The sequence below is a fragment of the Stenotrophomonas sp. STEN029 genome (genome assembly GCF_056760015.1).
The window spans coordinates 1-19,661 of record NZ_JBRREC010000019.1; the positions used below are offsets into that span (position 1 = coordinate 1).

Consider the following 19,661-nt stretch of genomic DNA (forward strand, 5'->3'; position numbering starts at 1 on the left):
TCCGTGCGCAACGCCAGGACAGGGCGGCCCGGCTCGAAGAGCGGCGACGGCAGACCGCCGAGCACGAGGCCGCCTATGACCGGGAACAGGCCCTGCGGGGGGGCCCCCCCCGGCCCCCGGGGGGGGGGGCCGCGGGGGGCCGGGGGGGGGGGGGGGGGGCGGCGCCGCGCCTGGCCCCCCCCCCCCCCCCCCCCCCCCCCTCAATACCCCCCACCCCCAAAACATCCCCCCCCTGGACGCGGCCCCGGCCCCCCCCCCCCCCCCGCTCCTACATGGGAACCGGCGCAGATCACCGCCAAGGTGTGTGAATGCAAAAACCCCGGCAAGCCGGGGTTTTTGTTTGAACATGTGGAGCGTGCTTACTTCAGCAGGCTCAGCACGTTCTGCGGCACCTGGTTGGCCTGGGCCAGCATGGCCGTACCGGCCTGCTGCAGGATCTGGGTGCGGGTCATCTCGGCGGTTTCCTTGGCGTAGTCCGCATCGCGGATACGGCTACGGGAAGCGGAGAGATTCTCCGAGGTGGTGGCCAGGTTGGCGATGGTCGAGGTGAAGCGGTTCTGGATCGCACCCATTTCCGCACGCGAGCTGCTCACCGCGGTCAGTGCCTTGTCGACAATTTCAATTGCGCGCTGCGAACCAGCGAAATCGGAAATGTCCAGGTCTTCCATGTGGCGGGTGCCGCCACCATTGGCAGCGACGCCGGCTGCTGCGGTGGTTGCGCCCAGATCGGCCGCCAGCGAGACGGTGATGCCGGTGCCGCCAGTCAAGGTGCCGTTGGTGATGCCGCCAAAGTCCTGGCCGGCCTTGACCGAGGTTAGCTTCAGCTGGCCGCCTTCGATGGTTGCGTACATGCCGGTCTGGTCCAGCTTGTTGTTGAAGGCCTGTGCAACCTTCTTCTGCACGGCCGCTGCATCGTCACCGACTTCAATCTTGATGTCGTCAAGCTTGATCTGCGAAGCAGACGCCGCGCCGGCCGGGGTGACGCTGACGGTGATGCCGCTGATCGAACCGGAGGCAGTCGCTGCGGTGCCGCCGATGCCGGCGCCAGTCACGTTGTCGGCGAAGCCCGACTTGCCGAGCGTGTCGATGTTGGCATCGACGATGGCGTTGATGCCGATGGTCTGGCCGGAGTTGGCACCGACCTGGAACAGGGCACCGGTGAAGCTGCCGTCCAGCAGCTTGGTGCCGTTGAAGCCGGTCTGGTTGGCAACGCGGTCGATTTCCGACAGCAGCTGGTCGACTTCGGCGTTCAGTGCTTCACGGTCGCTGGGCGAGTTGGTTGCATTGGACGACTGCACCGCCAGCTCACGGATGCGCTGCAGGTTGTTGCCGATCTCGACCATCGCGCCTTCGGCGGTCTGGGCCAGCGAGATGCCGTCGTTGGCATTGCGCACGGCGACATCGAGGCCGCGGATCTGGGTGCTGAAACGCTCGGAGATGGCCAGACCGGCAGCATCGTCCTTGGCGCTGTTGATGCGCAGGCCCGAGGACAGACGCTGGATGGACGTCGCCAGGCTGCTGCCGCTGGTGTTCAAGTTGCGCTGAGCGTTCAGCGACATGATGTTGGTATTGATGACTTGTGCCATGGGACTTCTCCGTTGTGTTCGGTGACGTACTGCGTGTGAGGAGGCGGAAGCGGTGCGGATTGCGGAATCAGCGGATCATGTTGAACAACGACATCGACTGCATCTGGGTGAAGATGGTCTGTGCCGCTTGCAAAGCCGCACCTTCGAGCTGGTATTGCCCGATGGCTTCGGCGTAGTTGAGGTCGCGTAACTGCGACAGGGAACTTTCAAGCGTGATGCTGCTGGCCTCGCGCAGCGATGCCGCATCATCGATCGACTTGAGTTGGGCGCCGCCGGCGGCGCGTGCATCGATCAGGCTGCCCGATGCGCGGGCGACATCGCGGATGCTTGCCTGCAGTGCGTTCTGTTGCGCGGTGCGGCCGGCTTCGGTGGAGGTATCCATCTGCAGTGTCTGCACCAGCTGGTCGATGGTGCTGAACACATCACGGGTGCTGGCCTGGCCGGCGGTGAATGCATCGCCCGCGGCTGGCGTGCCTTCAATGCGCACGCGCAGCCCCTGGAAAACGATATCCTCGCCAGTCTTGTAGGTGCCGGTGCCAACCACGGTGTTGCTGGAATCCACTACTTCGTAGGTATCTGCCGCGGTGAAGCGCAAGGTGTAGCTGTCGCCGTTCCAGTTGCCGGAACCGTCGCGGCTGATATCGGTGAGCACTGCCTTGCCGGTATTGCCGGCGACAGCGGCCGCATCAACCGTGCCGTCGCCGGTACGGATGCGCAGGAAGACTTCGCTGCCTGGCAGAGCATCCTTGACGAAGGTGCCCGGCGCGATCTCGACCTGGCGCTGGATCTGGTCGCCGTTGTAGGTGACGGTCCCATTGGCAAGGGTAAACGGTGCGGCACCGTCGGCGGCGCCGCCAAACAGGTAGCGGCCGTTGCCATCGGTGGTGTTGGCCAAGGCCAGCATCTGGTCCTTGATCGCCTGCAACTCGGCCGACACCGTCTTGCGGTCCTCGACGGACAGCGCGGCGTTGTTGGCCTGTACGGTCAGATCGGAAACCCTTGCCAACAGCTCATTGGCCTGCGCCAGGGCGTTTTCCTGCAGGCCGAGTCGGTTCTGAGCGGTATTGGCATTCTTGCCCAGCTGTTCCATCTCGGCCAGCACGCGATCCAGGTTGACCGCGGTGCCGGAGGCGACGGGATCATCCTTGGCAGTGACGATCTTCTTGCCGGTTGCCAGTTGCTGCTCAAGATGATTCATCTTGCTCTGCTTGGACAGCATCAGCGAGACCGACTGGTCGTACATCATGTTGCTGGAGATACGGTTACTCATCAGCCCACCGCCTTCAAGATCGTCTGGAACATGGTGTCGGCGGTGGAGATCAGCTGCGATGCCGCCTGGTAGGCCTGCTGCAGCCGGAGCATGTCCGCCGCTTCCTCATCAAGGTTCACGCCCGAGATCGAATCGCGCGACGCCTTGGCGTTGTCGTTGATCACCTGCTGCGCCTGCAGCGAGTAATCGGCGGCGCGTGCGGCAGAGCCAATCTGCGTGGTCAACCCGCCCAGCGCGCCGTTCAAGGTGACGGTGCCGCCATTGAATGCCTTGGCATCTTCGACATTGGCCAGACGCGAGGCGTTGCCGTTGTCGCTGGAGCCTGCAGCGGTCTTGCCGATGTCGAAACGATCGCCAGCGGCTGGTTTGCCATCAAGCACCACGCTCCAGCCATTGGCGCTGATGGTCTGGCCCGGCGTGTACGGGTAGGGGCCAGCGCCATCGATGGTGTAATTGTTGGCGTCGACGAAGGTGATTGCTGCCGGGTTGAGCAGGGCGGGGTCACCGGCGTTCAGTACGTCCAGCTTGCCGAGCACGCCGGTGCCGGTATTGCTCAGCACGGCAGTGCCCTTGACCGGATTGGCGGCGGCGATGCGCGAGGGATCGGTGATCGCCACAGACAGATCATTGGTTGCGTTGGCGGTGGGTTGCAGCAGGAAGCGGTCCCCCGTTGCCGGCGTACCGCCGACAACGAACTGCACGCCATTGACCATGAACGGATCGGCAGCGGTGCCGGTGCCGGTCATCGGTACCGCAACGCCGGTATCGGCACGCGTCGCCTGCCAGTTCGTGCCGTCGAACTTCAGCAGCAGGTTCTGCCCATCCAGCGCGGCCAGGTCGCCATAGTTGGCGGTGAACGTCGCGCTGCCGGTGTTGTCGCTATGGCCGGCGATCTTCGGTGCACCGAGATTGAAGAAATTGCCACCCATATCGCCGTACAGATCCATGCCTTCGGCATGCGTCTGGTTGAACGACTGCGCCATGCCGACTGCGATCCTGCCGAGCTCGGCCTGCGCAGGGGTAAGCACGGTTTCGCGGAACTCGAGCAGGCCGCCGATCTGGCCGCCCAGGGCTTTGCTGTCCAGGGTCACCGTCATGCCTTGGGTCTTGATCGCAAGGCGCAGGCGTTCGGGCTGATAAGGGTCAGTGGCGGTGGTGATCTGCGAGGCGGTGGTGCCAACCACCAGCGCATGTCCACCGGCGGAGTAGACGTTCATCACGCCGCCGTCCTGGATCACCGCGGTGCCGCCGGTATAGCCGACAAGTTTGGAGATCAGCTGGTCACGGCGGTCCAGCAGGTCCGGTGCGGCGGCAGCGGCATTGCTGCCGATCGCACCATTGATCTGCGCGATCTCCGAGGCCAGCCGGTTCACCTCGGTCGCGGCCGAGATCAGGCCGTTGTTGACCTCGCTGTTAAGGCTGTCGAGGTTGCCGTTGAGCTGTTTGAAGCGGTTGACCAGGGTGCTGGCGTTGTCCAGCACATCACGCCGGTCAGCGGTGCCGGAGGCATTGGATGCCAGTCCATTGACGGCGTCAAAGAAGTTGGACCACACGCCATTTACATTGGTGGCAGCATCGGAGAACAGCGCATCCACGCGGTCGGCCATGCCGGACAGCTGCTGCAGCCGTGCCAGCTCGCCATTGCTGTCGAGCAGGCGAGAGATCGCCAGCTGGTCGGCGACACGGCGGATGTCGGTGATCTTGGTGCCGTTGCCAACGTCGCCATAGCCCACGTCGCTGGGATCGCGCGTGGCGAAATCCACCTTCTGCCGGCTGTAGCCGTCAGTCTTTATGTTGGCGACGTTGTGGCTGACAGTGGCCAGCGCCCGTTGGAAGGCGATCAGCGCGCTGGTGCCGGTGGAAAGAACATTAGACATGGACGGCTATCTCAACGACGGGTGATGCCGGCAAAACCGGCGTTACTGGCAAAGGTCTGGCCCAGGCGCGCACCCGCATCACCGATGGCGGCGACGGCGCGCTGGATGGTCGGGCCCGCGGCAATGGCGGCGATTTTGGCGGCGTACGAGGGGTCGGTGGCATAGCCGGCACGCTGCAGCCCTTGGGCGAAGCTACGCACATCGCTGCCGGCGCTGAGGGCTGCCTGGTAGCGGGGGCTGGTCTTCAGCATGCGGACGTAGTCGCCAAAGCTCTCCGCCATCGAGCCATAGGCACGGAAGCTGGCAGTCTCGTTGCGGCGCTGGCCGTTGACGTATTCATGGGTGCCGGTGGTGGCGCGTTCGCCGCTCCAGCCAGTGGCCTTGATGCCGAACAGGTTGTGGCTGCTGTCACCGTTGTCGCGCTTGATATGACGCTTGCCCCAGCCGGTTTCCAGCGCGGCCTGGGCAACCAGTGCGCGAGGATCGACACCGAGCTCACGCGCGGCGCGTTCGGCGTGCGGCCAGATGCTGGCTACGAAACCTTCGGGGGTGTGCTTGCCGAGCTTGTCGGCGGCAACATTGGCAGTAGCTGTATCGACAGCGTCACCGCGTTCAGCCGCCGATACCTTGCTCCAGCGGTCGTTGCTCATCGCCCAGTCGGTTGCTAACTCGGTCGGGGCGTTGTCCTGGTAGGGATTGGCTGAATTCAGCGATGCATGGAAGCTGCTGCTGTCACGGCCCGCGATCAGGTCCAGTGCCTGCGCCTGTGGCGCCATGTAAGTGGACTGGTCATTGATGTTCAGCGATGACAGCGGATCCTCGCCAACAGGCGGAGCGGCATTGAGCGGCAGGCCGGTGGCCGCGGGAGCTGCCAATTGATAGGCGCGTGCCGCAGCGGCGGGCTTGATGCTTGGATCAACCGTTGGAGTCGTCGTAGCTTCGGCGCCACCCAATTGACGGGCGATCATCGCCGACAGGCCCAGCCCGCGACCACGCGTCATCGCTTCGGCAATGCGCTGGTCGTACATTTCGCGGAACATCTGGTTTTCACCGGGGAACAGCGAATCGCCGAAGCTGGCATCGCGCATGCTCTTGACCAGCATCTGCGCGAACTGGCCTTCCAGCTGGCGTGCAACCTTGTCGATCTTCGCCGGATCATTGGCGATGGCCGGATTCAGTTCCAGCGAGGGCGCGGCGATACGCATGTCAGATCACCTCAAGGTCGGCGGTCAAGGCGCCGGCCTGCTTGAGTGCTTCCAGGATCGCGATCAGGTCGCCCGGTGCCGCGCCAACTTCGTTGACCGCACGAACGATCTCGTCCAGGGTCGCGCCGCCGTCAAAGCGGAACATGCGGCTGCCTTCGTTGCTGGCGGTGATTGTGGATTGTGGTGTGGCGACCGTCTGGCCACCGCCAAAGGCGTTGGGCTGGCTGACCTGGGTCGATTCGCTGACGGTCACCGTCAAGGAACCGTGTGAGATCGCTGCCGGGCTGACCCGTACCTGCGAGCCGATCACCACCGTGCCGGTACGCGAGTTGACGACGATGCGTGCCGGCGCGGTGCCTGGCGAAAGCTCGACGTTCTCGATGCGCGCCAGCATGCCGATGCGTGCGCCCGGGTCCGTCGGGGTCTGCACCGAAACAGTGCCGCCATCCACCGCACGTGCCGACCCTTCGCCGAAGGTGGCATTGAGTGCATTGACCATCCGCGAGACGGTGGTGAAGTCGTTCTGGTGCAGGTTCAAGGTGATGTCACCACCACCAGCGAAGACGTCGGGCAGAGCACGTTCAACCGTGGCGCCATTGGGAATGCGACCGGCGCTGGGAATGTTCACCGAGACGCGAGAACCATCCTTGCCCTGTGCACCAAAGCCGCCAACGATCAGATTGCCCTGGGCGATCGCATAGACCTGGCCGTCGATGCCTTTCAACGGGGCCATCAGCAAGGAGCCGCCGCGCAGTGATACCGCATTGCCGATAGAGGACACGGTGATGTCGATGGTCTGGCCGGGCTTTGCAAACGGCGGCAGCTCGGCATGGATGGCAACCGCTGCAACGTTCTTCAGCTGCGGATTGACGTTAGCCGGAACATTGACGCCCAGTTCGCCAAGCAGGTTCTTCAAGCTCTGTACGGTAAACGGCGCCTGGCTGGTGCGGTCGCCGCTGCCATCCAGGCCAACCACAAGGCCGTAACCAACCAGTGCATTGCCGCGCACGCCACCGACCTGGGCCAGGTCCTTGATCCGCTCTGCGTGAGCGGGCAGGGCGACAGCCAGTGCCAGCGCGGCGAGGGCGAGATAACGCTTGAAAGAGAAAGTCTTCATCACAGTGCTCAGAACAGCGCAAACGCCGAGTTGAAGAAACGGCCCAGCCAGCCCATCGCATTGGACTGTGCTACCGCGCCGCGGCCGCCATAGGCGATGCGTGCATCGGCAACTTTGCTGGAGGAAATGGTGTTGTCCGGGTTGATGTCTGCAGCACGCACCACGCCCTGGATCTGCACCAGCTCATCGCCCTGGTTCAACCGCAGGTTCTTCTGGCCCTGCACCACCAGGTTGCCGTTGGGAAGGCGCTGGATCACGGTGACAGTGACGCTGCCCTGCAGGCGGTTGCTCTGCGCGCTGTTGCCCTTGCCGGCGAAGTCACGCTCCGACGATGCGGAGGCACCGAGGATGTCCTTGCCGCCTAGTGTCACCGGTGCGCCAAACAGGGTCGGGGTACCAACGTCGATATCGGACTTCTTGCTGATCGCGGTGCTGGCGGTGGTGGTGGCCATGGTGTTTTCCACCAGGGTGATGGTCAGCAGGTCGCCAACATCACGCGCGCGCCTGTCGCCATAGAGATTCAAACCAGGGCCGGCGGCGTAGATCGCGCCAGCCGTTGGCGCTGCGGCCTGCACGACGATGGGCTGGACCGGTACCATCGGCGCATAGGGCCGCACATCGCCCGCCAGTGTGCAACCACCTATCAAGGCGGCGCACAAGGCGATGGAAAGTTGGCGCAGGAGTGGGGTGCTGCTCATGACGGTATCCCTTGGCGACCAATCAGACGTTGTTGTTGAGGTAGCCGAGCATCGAGTCGGTGGTGGAGATGGCCTTGGCGTTCATTTCGTAGGCGCGCTGTGTTTCGATCATCGACACCAGCTCTTCGACCACGTTGACGTTGCTGCCTTCCAGCGCACCCTGCACGACGGTACCGAGGCCATTGAGGCCAGGCGTGCCGTTCTGCGCCGGGCCCGATGCGGTGGTTTCCAGGTAAAGGTTCTCGCCCTTGGCTTGCAGACCAGCAGGGTTGATGAAGTCGGTAAGCGTCAAGGATCCGATTTCGACTGATGCGGCTTCGCCAGCCATCTTCACGCTGATGGTGCCGTCGGTACCGATGGTCAGCGATTGCGCGCCCTCGGGAATCTGGATGCCGGGCTGCACCGGGTAACCACTGTTGGTCACCAGTTCGCCCTGTGCGTTGATCTGGAAGCTGCCGTCGCGCGTATACGCCGACGTACCGTCGGGCATCATCACTTCAAAGAAGCCGCGGCCATTGGCCATCACGTCAAGCGCGCGACCGGTCTGCTGCTGGCTACCTTGTTCGAAGTGCTTGGAGGTGGCGACGACACGTACACCGGTACCCAGCTGCAGGCCGGTTGGCAACTGCGTCTGTGCCGAGGACGAACCGCCGGGCTGACGTACCTGTTGGTACAACAGGTCTTCAAAGCTGGCGCGGTCGCGCTTGAATCCGGTGGTATTGGTGTTGGCCAGGTTGTTGGAGACAACCGACATGCGTGTCTGTTGCGCATCCAGACCGGTCTTGGCGACCCACAATGCCTGATTCATGGTGCGATTCCTTGGTGACTGATACCGGCCGATTGGCCCTTGCCTGTGTCAATGCATGGGCCGTGCCAAAAACGCCGCCGGAATGTCGACGCTGTTTTTAGTAAGGCTGCTGTGTGTTAATCCGCGCCGTAGCTGCTTTGCCAACAGCGCAGTCGAAGGCATGCGTTTATCCGCAAGCAGCGCAAGCCGAAGGGATGAATGGGGAGTTGCTTCTTTGACGCATCAGGCGGGCAACACACCGCCGCTGCCCTGTTGCGTTCCCCGTAGCAGGGGAGAGCGCGCACTGTGCGTGCGCGTGGGTTCTACGATCAGCCGTTCAGACGAAGCAGGCTGTTTGCGCTGCGCGCGTTTTCGTCACCATGCTTGATGACCTTGACCTGCATTTCAAACTGGCGCTGCAGCTGGATCATCTGCACCAGCGCGCCCGCTGCATCCACGTTGCTGGATTCCAGCATTCCGCTGTCCAAGGCCTTGCCCTGGCGCTGGGCAAAAGGCTGCTGTGGATCGGTGTTGCGCATCAGCCCGTCGAGGCGTCGTTCCAGCCGCTCATTGGGTGCATCAACCACGCGCAGCCGGCCAATCATCGCCATCGTTTGTGGGCCTTCACCCAACGGAATGATCGACAAGGTGCCATCGTGGCCGATCTCCATTGCCTGGTGCGGTGGCACCGCGATCGGATTGCCGTTGTCATCGAGAACCGCATTGCCTTCGGCGGTCACCAACTGTCCGTTCGGCGTCAGTGACAAGGCGCCACTGCGGGTATAGGCCTCACTGCCATCGCTGGACTGCACGGCCAACCAGCTGCCCGGCTGCAGCGACAGATCCAGCGAGTTGCCGGTGATCTGCTGCGCCCCAACGCGACGGTTGAAACCGGCATCCACATGCACGGCATCCACGCGCGACGGAAAGCCCGGTCCCTGGATACGGAAGGCTTCGGTGTTGGCCAACGCTTCCTTGAAGCCCGGCGTATCCGAGTTGGCCAGATTGTGCGACACCGTGGCCTGTGCCTGCAGCGAGGCACGGGCTCCGGTCATGGCAACGTAGAGGGCTTTGTCCATAGGGCGGGGATTCGAGAGTTGGGATTCAGGGTTGGAAAGCGTAAGCAGGGTTGGTGCAGAGGTCGGCGAAACGCTTCAATCCACACGCCTTCCCATCAAGAAACAATCTCAAGGAAAGACAATGGCGGGGTCGGGTCAGGAATCGATGAATTGCCGGCCAATTCCCGATCCCGCCTCGCCAAACCCAGAGTCAACGGATATTGATGATGCTCTGGGTGATCTGGTCCTGGGTGGACACCATCTGCGCGTTGGCCTGGAAGTTGCGCTGGGCAACGATCATGTTGACCAGCTGTTCGGTGAGATCCACCGTTGAGGCTTCCAGCGAGCCGGCTTGGATCTGGCCCAGGTCCGAGGTGTCCGGTGCACCGGTACGCGGGGTGCCTGAAGAGAAGGTTTCTACCCACAGGTTGTTGCCCTGGTTCTGCAGGCCCTGCGGGTTCTTGAAGGTGGTCAGTGCAACCTGGCCCAAGGCCTTGTCATCACCGTTGGTGTAGCGCGCGTAGACAACGCCTTCCTCGGAAATGCTGATTTCATTGAGCTTGCCGGCGGCATAGCCATCCTGGCGGGTATCGCGCATCGCGAACTTCTCGCCGTACTGGGTGGCGCCAGACACGTTCAAGGTCAGGTTGACCACGCCGGCACCGGTGGCCGGGGTGAACGGTGCCAAGGGGATGTCGCCGTCAGTCGGGCTGGTCAATGCGCCGGCGTTGGAGAACTGCAGCAGCGACGGTGCGCCGGCGGACTGGCCGTCGATGTAGTTGTATACCTGCCACTCGTTGGGATTGGCAGTCTTCACGAAGTACGAGGTCTGGGTGTGGCTGACGCCCAACGAGTCGTAAACGGTGACGCCACCGGTGGAATGGTTGTAGCTGTTGGAATCGGTCGGATCGAAGGTGGCGATCGTCGGCTGCGGTGCGTTGCCGGGCAGGGTGAAGGCCATGTTGACCAGGGTGCTCTGCTTGGGCGGGCTGTCGGTGGTGAGCAGCTGCAGGTCGGTCAACTCGCCGTCGAAGCGCGTGCCATCGGCGCTGGGCGCGAATACCTGCAGGCGCGCGCCTTGCGGGTTGATCACGTAGCCGTTGTTGTCGGTCTGGAAATTGCCGGCGCGCGAGTACACGCGGGTACCGTTCATGCTCATGGTAAAGAAGCCTTCGCCGGCTACCGCCAGATCCAGGCTGCGGCCGGTCTGGTCGATGTTGCCCTGCGAGAACTGCTGCGCGACGTTGGTCAGGCGTGCACCCGAGCCAACGGCATTGCGCGACAAACCATAGCTGGTGGCATTGAACAGGTCGGCGAACTCGGCGCGCGACTCCTTGAAGCCGACGGTGTTGACGTTGGCGATGTTGTTGGCGGTGACATTCAGGTCCGCGTTGGCCGCGTTGATGCCCGACAATGAGACGTTGAAGCCCATGGCGATACTCCTGGGAAAACGAAGAGGGGGCTCAGCTGACGCGGAGCACGTAGTCGAGCGGGGCAGTGCCCAGCCCCTTGAGGTTCAGGTACAGGCCATCGGAACCCACGGTCACGCTTTCCACTTCTGCCTGCACGTAGGTGCTGAGCTTGCTCTGCGCACCAGCGGTGTCGGTATGGGTGGCGGTAACGGTGTAGCTGCCAGCCGGCATCCGCTTGCCGTCGGCGTCGGTGCCGTCCCACTGGAATGCCACCTCGCCGGCGGCATTCGCCGGTACGGTCAATTGGGTGACCTTCACGCCGTTGGCATCGGTGATGTCGACAGTCACCGAACCGGCCGATGGCGCGGCAACGGTGCCGCTGGCGCCACCTTCGGCCTCCAGCGCGACCTTGGTCGAGGGCACCATCACTTCGTGGCCGACCAGAGCCGCGCCACGCAGCACCTGGTCGCTGGCCATGGATTGCTGGAAGCCCTTTACCGAGGTGTTCAGATCGGTGATGCCCTGCACCGTGGACAGCTGCGCCATCTGCGCAACCATCTGGCTGTTGTCCATGGGCTTGGTCGGGTCCTGATGCTGCAGCTGGGTGGTCATCAGCTTCAGGAAGTCGGCCTGGTCCAGCGAGCTTTTGTTCTTGCTGGTCGTGGTCGTCGTGTTCGGGGCAGTAAGCCCAAGCGAACTGTACAAATCGTTGTTGACGCTGGTGCTCATGTCGGCAGATTCCTGGGGAGCGGGCTCAGCGGCCCATCGTCAGCGTGGCCAGGGCAAGTTCCTTGGCGGTGCTGAGCATTTCCACACCGGCCTGGTAATTGCGCGAGGTGGAGATGAGGTTGACCATCTGCGCGACCGGATCGACGTCGGGCGAATACACGTAGCCCTCGCCATCGGCCAAGGGATGGTTGGGTTCGTAGCGTTTGATCGGCGCAGCGTCGCTCTGCGCGATTTCCTTGACCTGCACGCCGGTCAGGTTGGGATCGGTGCGACTGGTAACGGCCTGGAAGATCGGTTCCAGCGGCTTGTAGACCGCGTCGGCAGAGCCAGCGATCGAATCGGCATTGGACAGGTTGGAGGCGATGGTGCTCATGCGCACCGACTGCGCCTTCAAGGCGGAACCGGCGATATCGAAGATGGGCAGATTGCTCATGGCGTGCTTCCTTACTGGCCAGTGATGGCAGTGAGCATGGTCTTCACCTTCGACTCGACGAAACTCAACGAGGCGCGGTACTCCAAAGCAGCGCGGCCGTAGGCGGCGCGCTCGGTATCCGGATCAACGGTGTTGCCATCCAGGCTCGGCTGCGCGCCTTCGCGCAGGATCTGGAACGGGTTGAGGCCGGCGTTGCCACCTATGGCGTAATGCTGCTCGGCCGTGGTGTTCAGCAGGCCATTGCCGCTGGTAGCGCCCTGGGCGTTGCGCAGAGCGGCATCGAAGTCGAGGTCGCGGGCCTTGTAGCCGGGCGTGTCGGCATTGCTGAGGTTGCTGGCGATCAGCTTCATGCGCTGCTCGCGCAGCGGCATCGCCTGGGCATGGATGCCGAGATAGTTGGAAAACAGGTTGGCCATGTGGAACCTCCCACGGAACGTTGCCGGGGAAGCTGCAAAACCTGTGCCAGAAAGCCATGTAGTGCCGAGCCATGCTCGGCAGGGGCGCCACAAGAGAGCCGCCCCGACGCTGCAGGAGCGGCGTAAGCCGCGAAACCAGCGCTGCGTCGGCCCGCAAAGAGCCGACCCCTCCCCAACCCCTCCCCTTGGCTTCGGCAAAGGGAGGGAGCGAATCTGTAGTGCCGAGCCATGCTTGGCAGGGGGGCGTTACCGGTGGAGCTCCTGCCGAGCATGGCTCGGCACTACAGGAGCCATGGCTCAGCTGTACGCGTACTGGGTCTCAGCCACATGCCGCAGCCGCTGCAGCACGAAATCAGCCAGCTCATGCGGGCTGTACTTGGCCACGAAGGCGTTGGCGCCTACGCGCTCGACCATCGCGTTGTTGAATACGCCCGACAGGGACGTGTGCAACAGCACATAAAGACCAGCCAAACCCGGGTGGCGGCGGATTTCCGTCGTCAGGGTGTAGCCATCCATCGCTGGCATCTCGATGTCGGAGATCACCATGGCATAGCGTTCGGCCGGGTTCTCGCCCGATGCCTGGATCTGCAGCAGATGCTCCAACGCCTGCTTGCCGTCGGAGAGCAGGGTTGCACTCACCCCCAGCTGGTCCAGCACGCTGCGTATCTGTTGGCGGGCCACGCGCGAGTCGTCGACGACCAGTACCTGCATCTGTGGCGCATCGGCAGGCAGGGCCATCGAAGGGTCGAGCACGGCCTCGCTGCGTACCTGGGCAATATCGGCCAGCACGCTCTCGACGTCGATCACCTGGATCAGTTCGCCCTGAAAGCGGGTAACTGCGGTCAAATACGTCGATTCGGCGCCCAATTCCGGCGGTGGGTGAATATCTTCCACCGCAATATTGACGATGCGCTCGACTCCGCTGACCAGGAAGCCCTGTACCGAGCGGTTGAACTCGGTCACCACCAGATAGCCTGGCGAGGTGTCGGCCTCGGGTTCGCGCTCGGGATGGCCGATGGCCAGGCCAAGATCCAGCACCGGCACCGAGCGGCCACGCACGTCGGCTACGCCGGCAAACTGGGTCGGCAGGCCGGGCACCTGGAACAGTGCCGGACGGCGCAGCACCTCCTGCACCTTGAATACATTCACGCCAAAAAGCTGACGTCCGCCAAGGCGGAACAGCAGCAGGGCAAGGCGGTTGTGGCCGGCCAGCCGGGTCCGCTGGTCAATTCGGTTGAGCAGGTCTTGTGACATGAGTGCTGTATCGGCTGCAGGTGCCGACAACTTGAGTGCTCGCCAGCCGGGCAATTGGCACGGCGCTTGCAGCGACATCCAGCGAACTGTTCCTGAGCCGGTGGCCGCCGCTGATGCGCTTACTCCTTTCTATCTGCCTGCTGTTGCCATCACTGGCCGGGGCCACCGCTTTCCAGCCGGTGGAGTCGATCCGTTCCGCAGCCCTGGCCACGCTGGGGGCAGGGGAGAGCGGTGAAGCCAATGTCGATGCCAACCTGCGCCTGCCGGCCTGCAGCCAGCCTCTGCAGGCCAAGGTCACCGCCAACACAACGGTTGAGGTTGCCTGTCCGCAGGCGGGCGGTTGGCGCTTGTTCGTGCCGGTGAAAGTGCGCCGGGAGCAGCAGGTACTGGTGTTGGCCCGGGGCGTGGCGGCTGGAGAAACGCTGGCAGCGGCCGATATAAGCAGTGTCAAGCGTGACACGGCACGCCTGGCTGGCGCCGTGCTGTTGAATCCGGAGGCGGCCGTGGGCCGGGTGGCGCGGCGTGCATTGAGCGCTGGCAGCCTGCTGTCAGCGACCGATCTGGTTGCGCCTCGTACCGTCCGCCGCGGCGATAATGTCGCCCTGGTGTCCCGCCGCGGCGGGGTGGAGGTGCGTATGGCAGGCAAGGCCTTGGGCGACGCTGGCGAGGGCGAACGGGTCTCGGTCGAGAACCTGTCTTCACGCCGGGTGATGCAGGGTATCGCCACGCCCGCTGGCGACGTGCTGGTCAGCCGATAAATTGCTAAAGAACTGGCCGGCGTTGCCGTTATCGTTTTTGAACCGAATCAGGACTCCATCACATGAGCCAGAAAATCGACGGTGGTATTCAGGCCGCAGCGCAGTTGCGCAGCGTAGCCATCAACACCAAGGTGGCCGCCGCAGGCGATGCCAAGCCCAAGCCGGTGGAGGCAGCCGATAGCGTGCGCCTGACCGGTGAAGCGACCCAGCTGCAGGCCGTGCAGCGTGAGCTGAGCGCCGCCCCCGCCATCGACCAGGCCCGTGTGCAGGCCGTGCGCGAGGCGCTGGAAAACGGCAGCTACAAGATCAATCCCGACGCCATCGCCACGCGCATGCTGGGCCTGGACCAGCAGCTGCAGGGATGAACCTGTCCATGGGCGACCCGTTGCAGCGCCTGAGCGAAGCGCTGGACCGCGAACAGCGCGCCTTGGCCGAGCACGATGTGCCGGCCCTGGTTGCCGCCACGGGCAACAAACTGGAAGCCCTGCGCGAGCTGGAGCGGCAGCCCCCGCTGCATGAAGCCGAGAAGCTCAAGGAGCTGGCAGAGCGCAACCATGCCAACGGCATGTTGCTGGCTCGCCGCCGCCGCGAGGTCAACTGGGCGCTGCGTCAGCTTGGGCGTAGCGAGAGTGCGCCTTCTTACGATGCCAAGGGGCAGGCCCAGACCGTACATGCACGGCGGCCGCTGGCCGTGGCCTGATCGTTGCCAAACGCGGCGCCCTCGCCGCGATCAAGTACGCACATCCAGCTATAGTGGCGGCCTGTTCCTGAGCTTGTACCGGCCGCCGTGACCCAGATCGACAGCAGCACCCTCATGCCTATTCCCTCGGCGGCCACATTGCGAGCCCTCGGCGAGCGTGTCCAGCATGGGATGCTGGTCTTCAGCGGCAAATTTGAAGTCAGCATCGCCAATGGTCTGGTGCGCGAATTGTTTGGCGTGGATGGCCCGGGCAGTGTCGATCTTGGTCGCCAGCTTGAGGCCTTGTTGCCGCCGTTCGCGCTGTCGCAGGCCCGTGCTTCGGGTAGCTGGGTCGGCAGCCTGCCGGTTGGCGAGCGGGTCATCACCCTGCATCTGCACCATCACAGTGATGAGGCCGGCGAAGCGTTCCTGGCGCTGTTCCAGCATATCGACGGCCCGGAAGACTACGAGCGCGAGCTGCAGCAACGGCATGCCGAGCTGCGTCAGGCCTATCTTCGCTTGAACGGTACCCAGGAAAAGCTGCTGCAGTCGGAGAAGATGGCCTCCATTGGCCAGCTTGCCGCCGGCGTCGCCCACGAGATCAACAATCCGATCGGCTACGTCCACTCCAACCTGGGCAGCCTGCAGGAGTATCTGCGCAGCCTGTTTACGGTGATCGAGGCCTATGAGCGTGCGTTGCGCGCGCCCGATCCGAAGGCCTTGATCCCGGAAATCGATGATATCCGCGACCGTCTGGACATCGATTTCATCAGTCGCGACCTGCCGCAGCTGATGGCTGAATCACGCGAAGGTATCGAGCGGGTGACCCGCATCGTGCGCGATCTCAAGGATTTCTCGTACTCCGGCCGCGACGAGTCGTGGAAGCTGGTCGACCTGCATGCCGGCCTCGAATCGACCATCAACATCATCTGGAACGAGCTCAAGTACAAGGTCACGCTGGAACGTCGCTACGGCGAACTGCCGATGATCGAATGCCTGCCATCGGAGCTCAACCAGGTCTATATGAACCTGCTGCTCAACGCCGGCCATGCGATTGCCGATCGCGGCAACATCGTAGTCAGCACCGGCGTCAATGGTGATGAAGTGTGGGTTGAGTTCAAGGATGACGGCGCGGGTATTTCGCCGGAATTGCGACAGCGCATCTTCGACCCGTTCTTCACCACCAAGCCGGTCGGCAGCGGTACCGGGCTTGGCCTGTCGATCTCCTACGGCATCATCAACAAGCATCACGGCCGCATCGACCTGGACAGCACGGTAGGCGAGGGCTCCTGCTTCCGCATCGTGCTGCCGATCCGCCAGCCGAAGTAATCGAAGGGCGCGGCTGCAGGATCGTGGGATTGCAGGACTGTGGGAGCGGCGTCAGCCGCGAAGCTGGTGGCGTGTCGGTCATTGCAATATCTGCAATCACCGATGTCCTGCAGGCGGCCTTTCATCGATGCATCCTGCAATTGCGCCGGATGCATGTGGGTCTGAGTTGTCAGTAGCTTCGCGGCTTATGCCGCTCCCACAAAAAAACAGGGAAAGGACTGGCTGAAACCTACGCCGCCCCCACACCCTGCTTTTCATCATGGGTGCGGAAGGCCTGGCGGATGTGCTCGCGCAGCTCGTCGTCATTCCATGGTTTGGTCAGGAAACGGTAGATCGCACCGCGGTTGATCGCGTCGGTGACGGTGTTCAGATCGGTATAGCCCGAGAGCACCAGGCGGATCGTGTCCGGATACAACATCTTTACCCGGCCAAGGAACTCGGTGCCGCTCATGTCGCTCATGCGCTGGTCGGACAGGATCACCTGCACGTCATTGATTGCCAGCAGATCGAAGGCGTCACGCACATTGCCGGCGGCGAGGATCCGGTAACCATCGCGGCGGAACAGGCGCACCAGCGAGCGCAGCACGTTTTCTTCGTCGTCCAGCAGCAGCAGCGTGCGGTCAGGACGGGTTTCGGCGAATGCCTCCGGCCGCAGGTAGCGGCGCCGCAAGGTCATGCCGGCGGCGTCGGCCGACATCGGCTCGCCAAACAGATAGCCCTGGAACACATCGCAGTCATTGCGGCGCAGGAAGCCAAGCTGGGCCTGCGATTCCACGCCGTTGGCGATCACCGTCATGCCCAACTGGTGGCCCATGGCGATGATGGCGCGGCTGATCGCGGCCTCACGGTTTGCCGCAGGTGCGCTCTTGATGAAGCTGCGGTCGATCTTGAGCTTGTCCACGGGATAGCGGACCAGTGCGCTCAGGCTCGAATCACCGGTACCGAAGTTGTCCAGGCACAGGCTGATGCCTTCGTTGCGCAGGTTGGCCAGGGTCTCGTGGACGAAGTTGACGTTGTTGGTCAGCGCGCTTTCGTTGATTTCAAGGGTCAGCATGCGTGCAGGCACGCCGATGGACTGCAGCATCGCCATCACTTCGGTGAAGAAGTTCGGGCGCAGCAGCTGCAGGGTCGATACGTTGACCGCCACGTTGAAATCTTCGAAGCCCTGATCACGCCAGACCTTGGCTTGGCGCAGTGTCGTTTCCAGCACCCAGGCGCCGATCTGCACGATGATCCCGAGCCGCTCGGCGGTACGCATGAAGCGTTCGGGCACCAGCATGCCCAGGGTAGGGGACTGCCAGCGCAGCAGCGCCTCCATGCCCATGACGTGACCATCGCGGGCGCTGACCAGCGGTTGGTAGCGCAGCCGCAGTTCACCGTTGTCGATGGCGTCCACCAGCTGCCGCGAGATGATGCTCTCGCTGTGCGCACTGCTGGGCTTGTGCAATACGTGCACGTGCACCGCGTTGCCGCCTTCGCGACCGGCCTGGTGCAGGGCGTCTTCGGCCAGATCGAGCACGCCGGTCGCGGTATTGGAATGCTCGGGGCAGAGGCCAACCCCGATCTTGGCAGTCAGGAACAAGGTGTAAGGCAGCACCGACAATGGCAGCTCGATCTGCTGGCGTATCTGCTCGGCGAAGGCCTCCGGTGTCGGTGTCTGGCTGCTGCGGGGCACCGCGATCAGGAATTCGTCGCTGCCGTGTCGCCACAACTTGCCGCGGTCGCCCAGAAAGCCACGCAGGCGCTCGGCGATCAGGATCAAGGCCTGATCACCCACCTCGGCACTCATGTTCTCGTTGACCGATGCGAAGTGGTCGATGTCCAGGTGCAGCAGCATCAACGACGTGCCGGTGCGGTTGGCGGCGTCCACCAAGGTGGCCAGCTCGGGATTGCCCGCACCCAGCCGTGCAGGGCGCGCGTCGTTGCGGTCACCGAGCGAAGGAGGGCTGTTGTTCCACATCGGGCGGGGTCCTTGGGGGGTCACTGTGCGTCCATTGCGTAGGGTAAACGCAGATCAATACGGGTGCCTGCACCCGGCGCGGTCTCGATTTGCAGGCTGCCGCCGGCACTCTGCGCGCGTTCGCGCATCACGATCATGCCAAGGCCGCGCGGGCCGGCGGGGTCAAAGCCTTCGCCATCGTCCACGACCTGCAGGTGCAGGTCGCCAGTGTCGCTGTTGCGCAGCGACAGCGATACCTGGCTGGCGCTGGCGTGGCGCAGTGCGTTGGTAAGGCTTTCCTGGGCAATACGGAAACAGGCCTGCTCGACCTCGTTGCTGGGACGACGCGGCAGCGCATCCACATCCAGCAGAAGTTCAACGTCGGTGGAGCGGAACAGCAGCCCGGCCTGCCAGCGCAGCGCAGCCTCCAGGCCCAACGCATCGAGCTGCGGCGGTCGCAACAGCATCGACAGATTGCGTAGCTTGATCACCGTGCTGTCAGCCAGCTCGATGATCTGGTCGATGTCGTCCTGACGGCGCGGCTTGTTTTCTTCATCGCGGGCTGCGCAGGCGGCCAGTTTCATTGCGGTGATGGCCTGGCCGATGTCGTCATGCAGATCACGTGAGATGGAGCGACGCTCATCCTCCTGCAACGAAAACAAGCGGCCCGCCATGGCCTGCAGCTCGGCGTTGCTGGTGGCCAGGGCAACCCGGCCATGTTCCAGCTCACTCAAATCGCGGATGACAAAGAGTTGGCAGGCTTTGCCATCATGGTGCAGCTGCTGGGTGGTCACCATGGCATGAAAAGGCTCGCCGCCCATCCGCGACAGCTGCACCGGGAGCTCGCTCTTGCTTGAACGCGGGCCATGCCTGCCGAGGTTGGTCAGCGACTGGATGGCGCCACCGCTGCGACCGGCGCCCATGCCCAGAATGCCGCGTGCGGCTGGATTGGCATAAAGAACGGTATCGCCGTCAGCGATCACTACGCCGTCATGCAGTAGCGCTCCCAGCTGTTCGAACTCGGCAGGCAGCCGGCCATGCAAGTGCGCTGCCGGCATCCATGACCGGAGCTGGTACCAGAGCAGCATCAGCGCCGCACAGATTGCCACCGCGA

At 63.5% G+C, this 19,661-nt stretch carries 18 protein-coding genes and 1 pseudogene; 4 read left to right on the top strand and 15 right to left on the bottom strand.

Features of this window, described 5'->3' with window-relative positions; translation table 11 throughout:
* Positions 1-359 precede the first annotated feature (359 nt).
* From ACVOLI_RS06280 to ACVOLI_RS06340, 13 genes are all read right to left on the bottom strand, one after another.
* Positions 360-1,586, bottom strand: a complete 1,227-nt coding sequence (locus ACVOLI_RS06280) for a flagellin (RefSeq protein ID WP_481533969.1) — start codon at positions 1,584-1,586, stop codon at positions 360-362.
* 67 nt (positions 1,587-1,653) lie between these two features.
* A complete protein-coding gene (gene flgL / locus ACVOLI_RS06285; RefSeq protein WP_481533970.1) occupies positions 1,654-2,856 on the bottom strand; it encodes a flagellar hook-associated protein FlgL in 1,203 nt (400 codons plus the stop codon).
* A complete protein-coding gene (gene flgK, locus ACVOLI_RS06290; protein WP_481533971.1) occupies positions 2,856-4,733 on the bottom strand; it encodes a flagellar hook-associated protein FlgK in 1,878 nt (625 codons plus the stop codon). Before flgK ends, flgL begins: the two co-directional genes overlap by 1 nt.
* An 11-nt stretch (positions 4,734-4,744) precedes the next feature.
* Positions 4,745-5,938 (bottom strand): flagellar assembly peptidoglycan hydrolase FlgJ, encoded by a 1,194-nt coding sequence (gene flgJ, locus ACVOLI_RS06295; RefSeq protein ID WP_481533972.1) that lies wholly within the window; start codon positions 5,936-5,938, stop codon positions 4,745-4,747.
* Between the two features lies 1 nt (position 5,939).
* Positions 5,940-7,055 (bottom strand): flagellar basal body P-ring protein FlgI, encoded by a 1,116-nt coding sequence (locus tag ACVOLI_RS06300; RefSeq protein WP_481533973.1) that lies wholly within the window; start codon positions 7,053-7,055, stop codon positions 5,940-5,942.
* A gap of 8 nt (positions 7,056-7,063) precedes the next feature.
* On the bottom strand, positions 7,064-7,753 hold the full coding sequence (flgH, locus tag ACVOLI_RS06305) for a flagellar basal body L-ring protein FlgH (RefSeq protein WP_481533974.1): 690 nt from the start codon (positions 7,751-7,753) through the stop codon (positions 7,064-7,066).
* Positions 7,754-7,775: 22 nt separating this feature from the next.
* On the bottom strand, positions 7,776-8,561 hold the full coding sequence (flgG, locus tag ACVOLI_RS06310; RefSeq protein ID WP_303746374.1) for a flagellar basal-body rod protein FlgG: 786 nt from the start codon (positions 8,559-8,561) through the stop codon (positions 7,776-7,778).
* Positions 8,562-8,869: 308 nt separating this feature from the next.
* Complete coding sequence (locus tag ACVOLI_RS06315) at positions 8,870-9,619, bottom strand: flagellar basal body rod protein FlgF (RefSeq protein ID WP_282271512.1); 750 nt, start codon at positions 9,617-9,619, stop codon at positions 8,870-8,872.
* Between the two features lie 190 nt (positions 9,620-9,809).
* Complete coding sequence (flgE, locus tag ACVOLI_RS06320; RefSeq protein ID WP_481533975.1) at positions 9,810-11,030, bottom strand: flagellar hook protein FlgE; 1,221 nt, start codon at positions 11,028-11,030, stop codon at positions 9,810-9,812.
* A 31-nt stretch (positions 11,031-11,061) separates the two neighbouring features.
* The gene (locus tag ACVOLI_RS06325; RefSeq protein WP_481533976.1) at positions 11,062-11,739 is read right to left on the bottom strand and encodes a flagellar hook capping FlgD N-terminal domain-containing protein; all 678 of its coding nucleotides are present in this window, start codon (positions 11,737-11,739) and stop codon (positions 11,062-11,064) included.
* Positions 11,740-11,764: 25 nt separating this feature from the next.
* Entirely contained in the window at positions 11,765-12,172 is a 408-nt protein-coding gene (flgC, locus tag ACVOLI_RS06330) for a flagellar basal body rod protein FlgC (protein ID WP_481533977.1), read from the bottom strand.
* Positions 12,173-12,183: 11 nt separating this feature from the next.
* On the bottom strand, positions 12,184-12,588 hold the full coding sequence (gene flgB / locus ACVOLI_RS06335) for a flagellar basal body rod protein FlgB (protein WP_481533978.1): 405 nt from the start codon (positions 12,586-12,588) through the stop codon (positions 12,184-12,186).
* A 297-nt stretch (positions 12,589-12,885) separates the two neighbouring features.
* Entirely contained in the window at positions 12,886-13,842 is a 957-nt protein-coding gene (locus ACVOLI_RS06340) for a chemotaxis protein (protein WP_481533979.1), read from the bottom strand.
* A gap of 113 nt (positions 13,843-13,955) precedes the next feature.
* Between ACVOLI_RS06340 and flgA the strand changes: the two genes are divergently transcribed.
* The 4 genes from flgA (at position 13,956) to ACVOLI_RS06360 (ending at position 16,608) form a co-directional block, all read left to right on the top strand.
* The gene (gene flgA, locus ACVOLI_RS06345; protein ID WP_481533980.1) at positions 13,956-14,600 is read left to right on the top strand and encodes a flagellar basal body P-ring formation chaperone FlgA; all 645 of its coding nucleotides are present in this window, start codon (positions 13,956-13,958) and stop codon (positions 14,598-14,600) included.
* A 62-nt stretch (positions 14,601-14,662) separates the two neighbouring features.
* Entirely contained in the window at positions 14,663-14,965 is a 303-nt protein-coding gene (gene flgM, locus ACVOLI_RS06350) for a flagellar biosynthesis anti-sigma factor FlgM (protein WP_282271889.1), read from the top strand.
* 2 nt (positions 14,966-14,967) lie between these two features.
* A complete protein-coding gene (locus ACVOLI_RS06355; protein WP_481534018.1) occupies positions 14,968-15,300 on the top strand; it encodes a flagellar protein FlgN in 333 nt (110 codons plus the stop codon).
* 114 nt (positions 15,301-15,414) lie between these two features.
* Positions 15,415-16,608, top strand: a complete 1,194-nt coding sequence (locus ACVOLI_RS06360) for an ATP-binding protein (protein ID WP_481533981.1) — start codon at positions 15,415-15,417, stop codon at positions 16,606-16,608.
* Positions 16,609-16,837: 229 nt separating this feature from the next.
* On the opposite strand, the gene ACVOLI_RS06365 is transcribed toward ACVOLI_RS06360, so the two are convergent.
* Together ACVOLI_RS06365 and ACVOLI_RS06370 are read right to left on the bottom strand one after the other, a co-directional pair.
* Positions 16,838-18,568 (bottom strand): EAL domain-containing protein, encoded by a 1,731-nt coding sequence (locus ACVOLI_RS06365; RefSeq protein ID WP_481533982.1) that lies wholly within the window; start codon positions 18,566-18,568, stop codon positions 16,838-16,840.
* A 20-nt stretch (positions 18,569-18,588) separates the two neighbouring features.
* A pseudogene (locus ACVOLI_RS06370) lies at positions 18,589-19,569 on the bottom strand (sensor histidine kinase); the annotation flags it as partial.
* Between the last annotated feature and the right edge of the window lie 92 nt (positions 19,570-19,661).

Bases quoted from the DNA above. Each gene is read 5' to 3' on its own strand.
- ACVOLI_RS06280 (WP_481533969.1), bottom strand. From the start codon at position 1,586: ATGGCACAAGTCATCAATACCAACATCATGTCGCTGAACGCTCAGCGC.
- flgL (WP_481533970.1), bottom strand. From the start codon at position 2,856: ATGAGTAACCGTATCTCCAGCAACATGATGTACGACCAGTCGGTCTCG.
- flgK (WP_481533971.1), bottom strand. From the start codon at position 4,733: ATGTCTAATGTTCTTTCCACCGGCACCAGCGCGCTGATCGCCTTCCAA.
- flgJ (WP_481533972.1), bottom strand. From the start codon at position 5,938: ATGCGTATCGCCGCGCCCTCGCTGGAACTGAATCCGGCCATCGCCAAT.
- ACVOLI_RS06300 (WP_481533973.1), bottom strand. From the start codon at position 7,055: ATGAAGACTTTCTCTTTCAAGCGTTATCTCGCCCTCGCCGCGCTGGCA.
- flgH (WP_481533974.1), bottom strand. From the start codon at position 7,753: ATGAGCAGCACCCCACTCCTGCGCCAACTTTCCATCGCCTTGTGCGCC.
- flgG (WP_303746374.1), bottom strand. From the start codon at position 8,561: ATGAATCAGGCATTGTGGGTCGCCAAGACCGGTCTGGATGCGCAACAG.
- ACVOLI_RS06315 (WP_282271512.1), bottom strand. From the start codon at position 9,619: ATGGACAAAGCCCTCTACGTTGCCATGACCGGAGCCCGTGCCTCGCTG.
- flgE (WP_481533975.1), bottom strand. From the start codon at position 11,030: ATGGGCTTCAACGTCTCATTGTCGGGCATCAACGCGGCCAACGCGGAC.
- ACVOLI_RS06325 (WP_481533976.1), bottom strand. From the start codon at position 11,739: ATGAGCACCAGCGTCAACAACGATTTGTACAGTTCGCTTGGGCTTACT.
- flgC (WP_481533977.1), bottom strand. From the start codon at position 12,172: ATGAGCAATCTGCCCATCTTCGATATCGCCGGTTCCGCCTTGAAGGCG.
- flgB (WP_481533978.1), bottom strand. From the start codon at position 12,588: ATGGCCAACCTGTTTTCCAACTATCTCGGCATCCATGCCCAGGCGATG.
- ACVOLI_RS06340 (WP_481533979.1), bottom strand. From the start codon at position 13,842: ATGTCACAAGACCTGCTCAACCGAATTGACCAGCGGACCCGGCTGGCC.
- flgA (WP_481533980.1), top strand. From the start codon at position 13,956: ATGCGCTTACTCCTTTCTATCTGCCTGCTGTTGCCATCACTGGCCGGG.
- flgM (WP_282271889.1), top strand. From the start codon at position 14,663: ATGAGCCAGAAAATCGACGGTGGTATTCAGGCCGCAGCGCAGTTGCGC.
- ACVOLI_RS06360 (WP_481533981.1), top strand. From the start codon at position 15,415: ATGCCTATTCCCTCGGCGGCCACATTGCGAGCCCTCGGCGAGCGTGTC.
- ACVOLI_RS06365 (WP_481533982.1), bottom strand. From the start codon at position 18,568: ATGTGGAACAACAGCCCTCCTTCGCTCGGTGACCGCAACGACGCGCGC.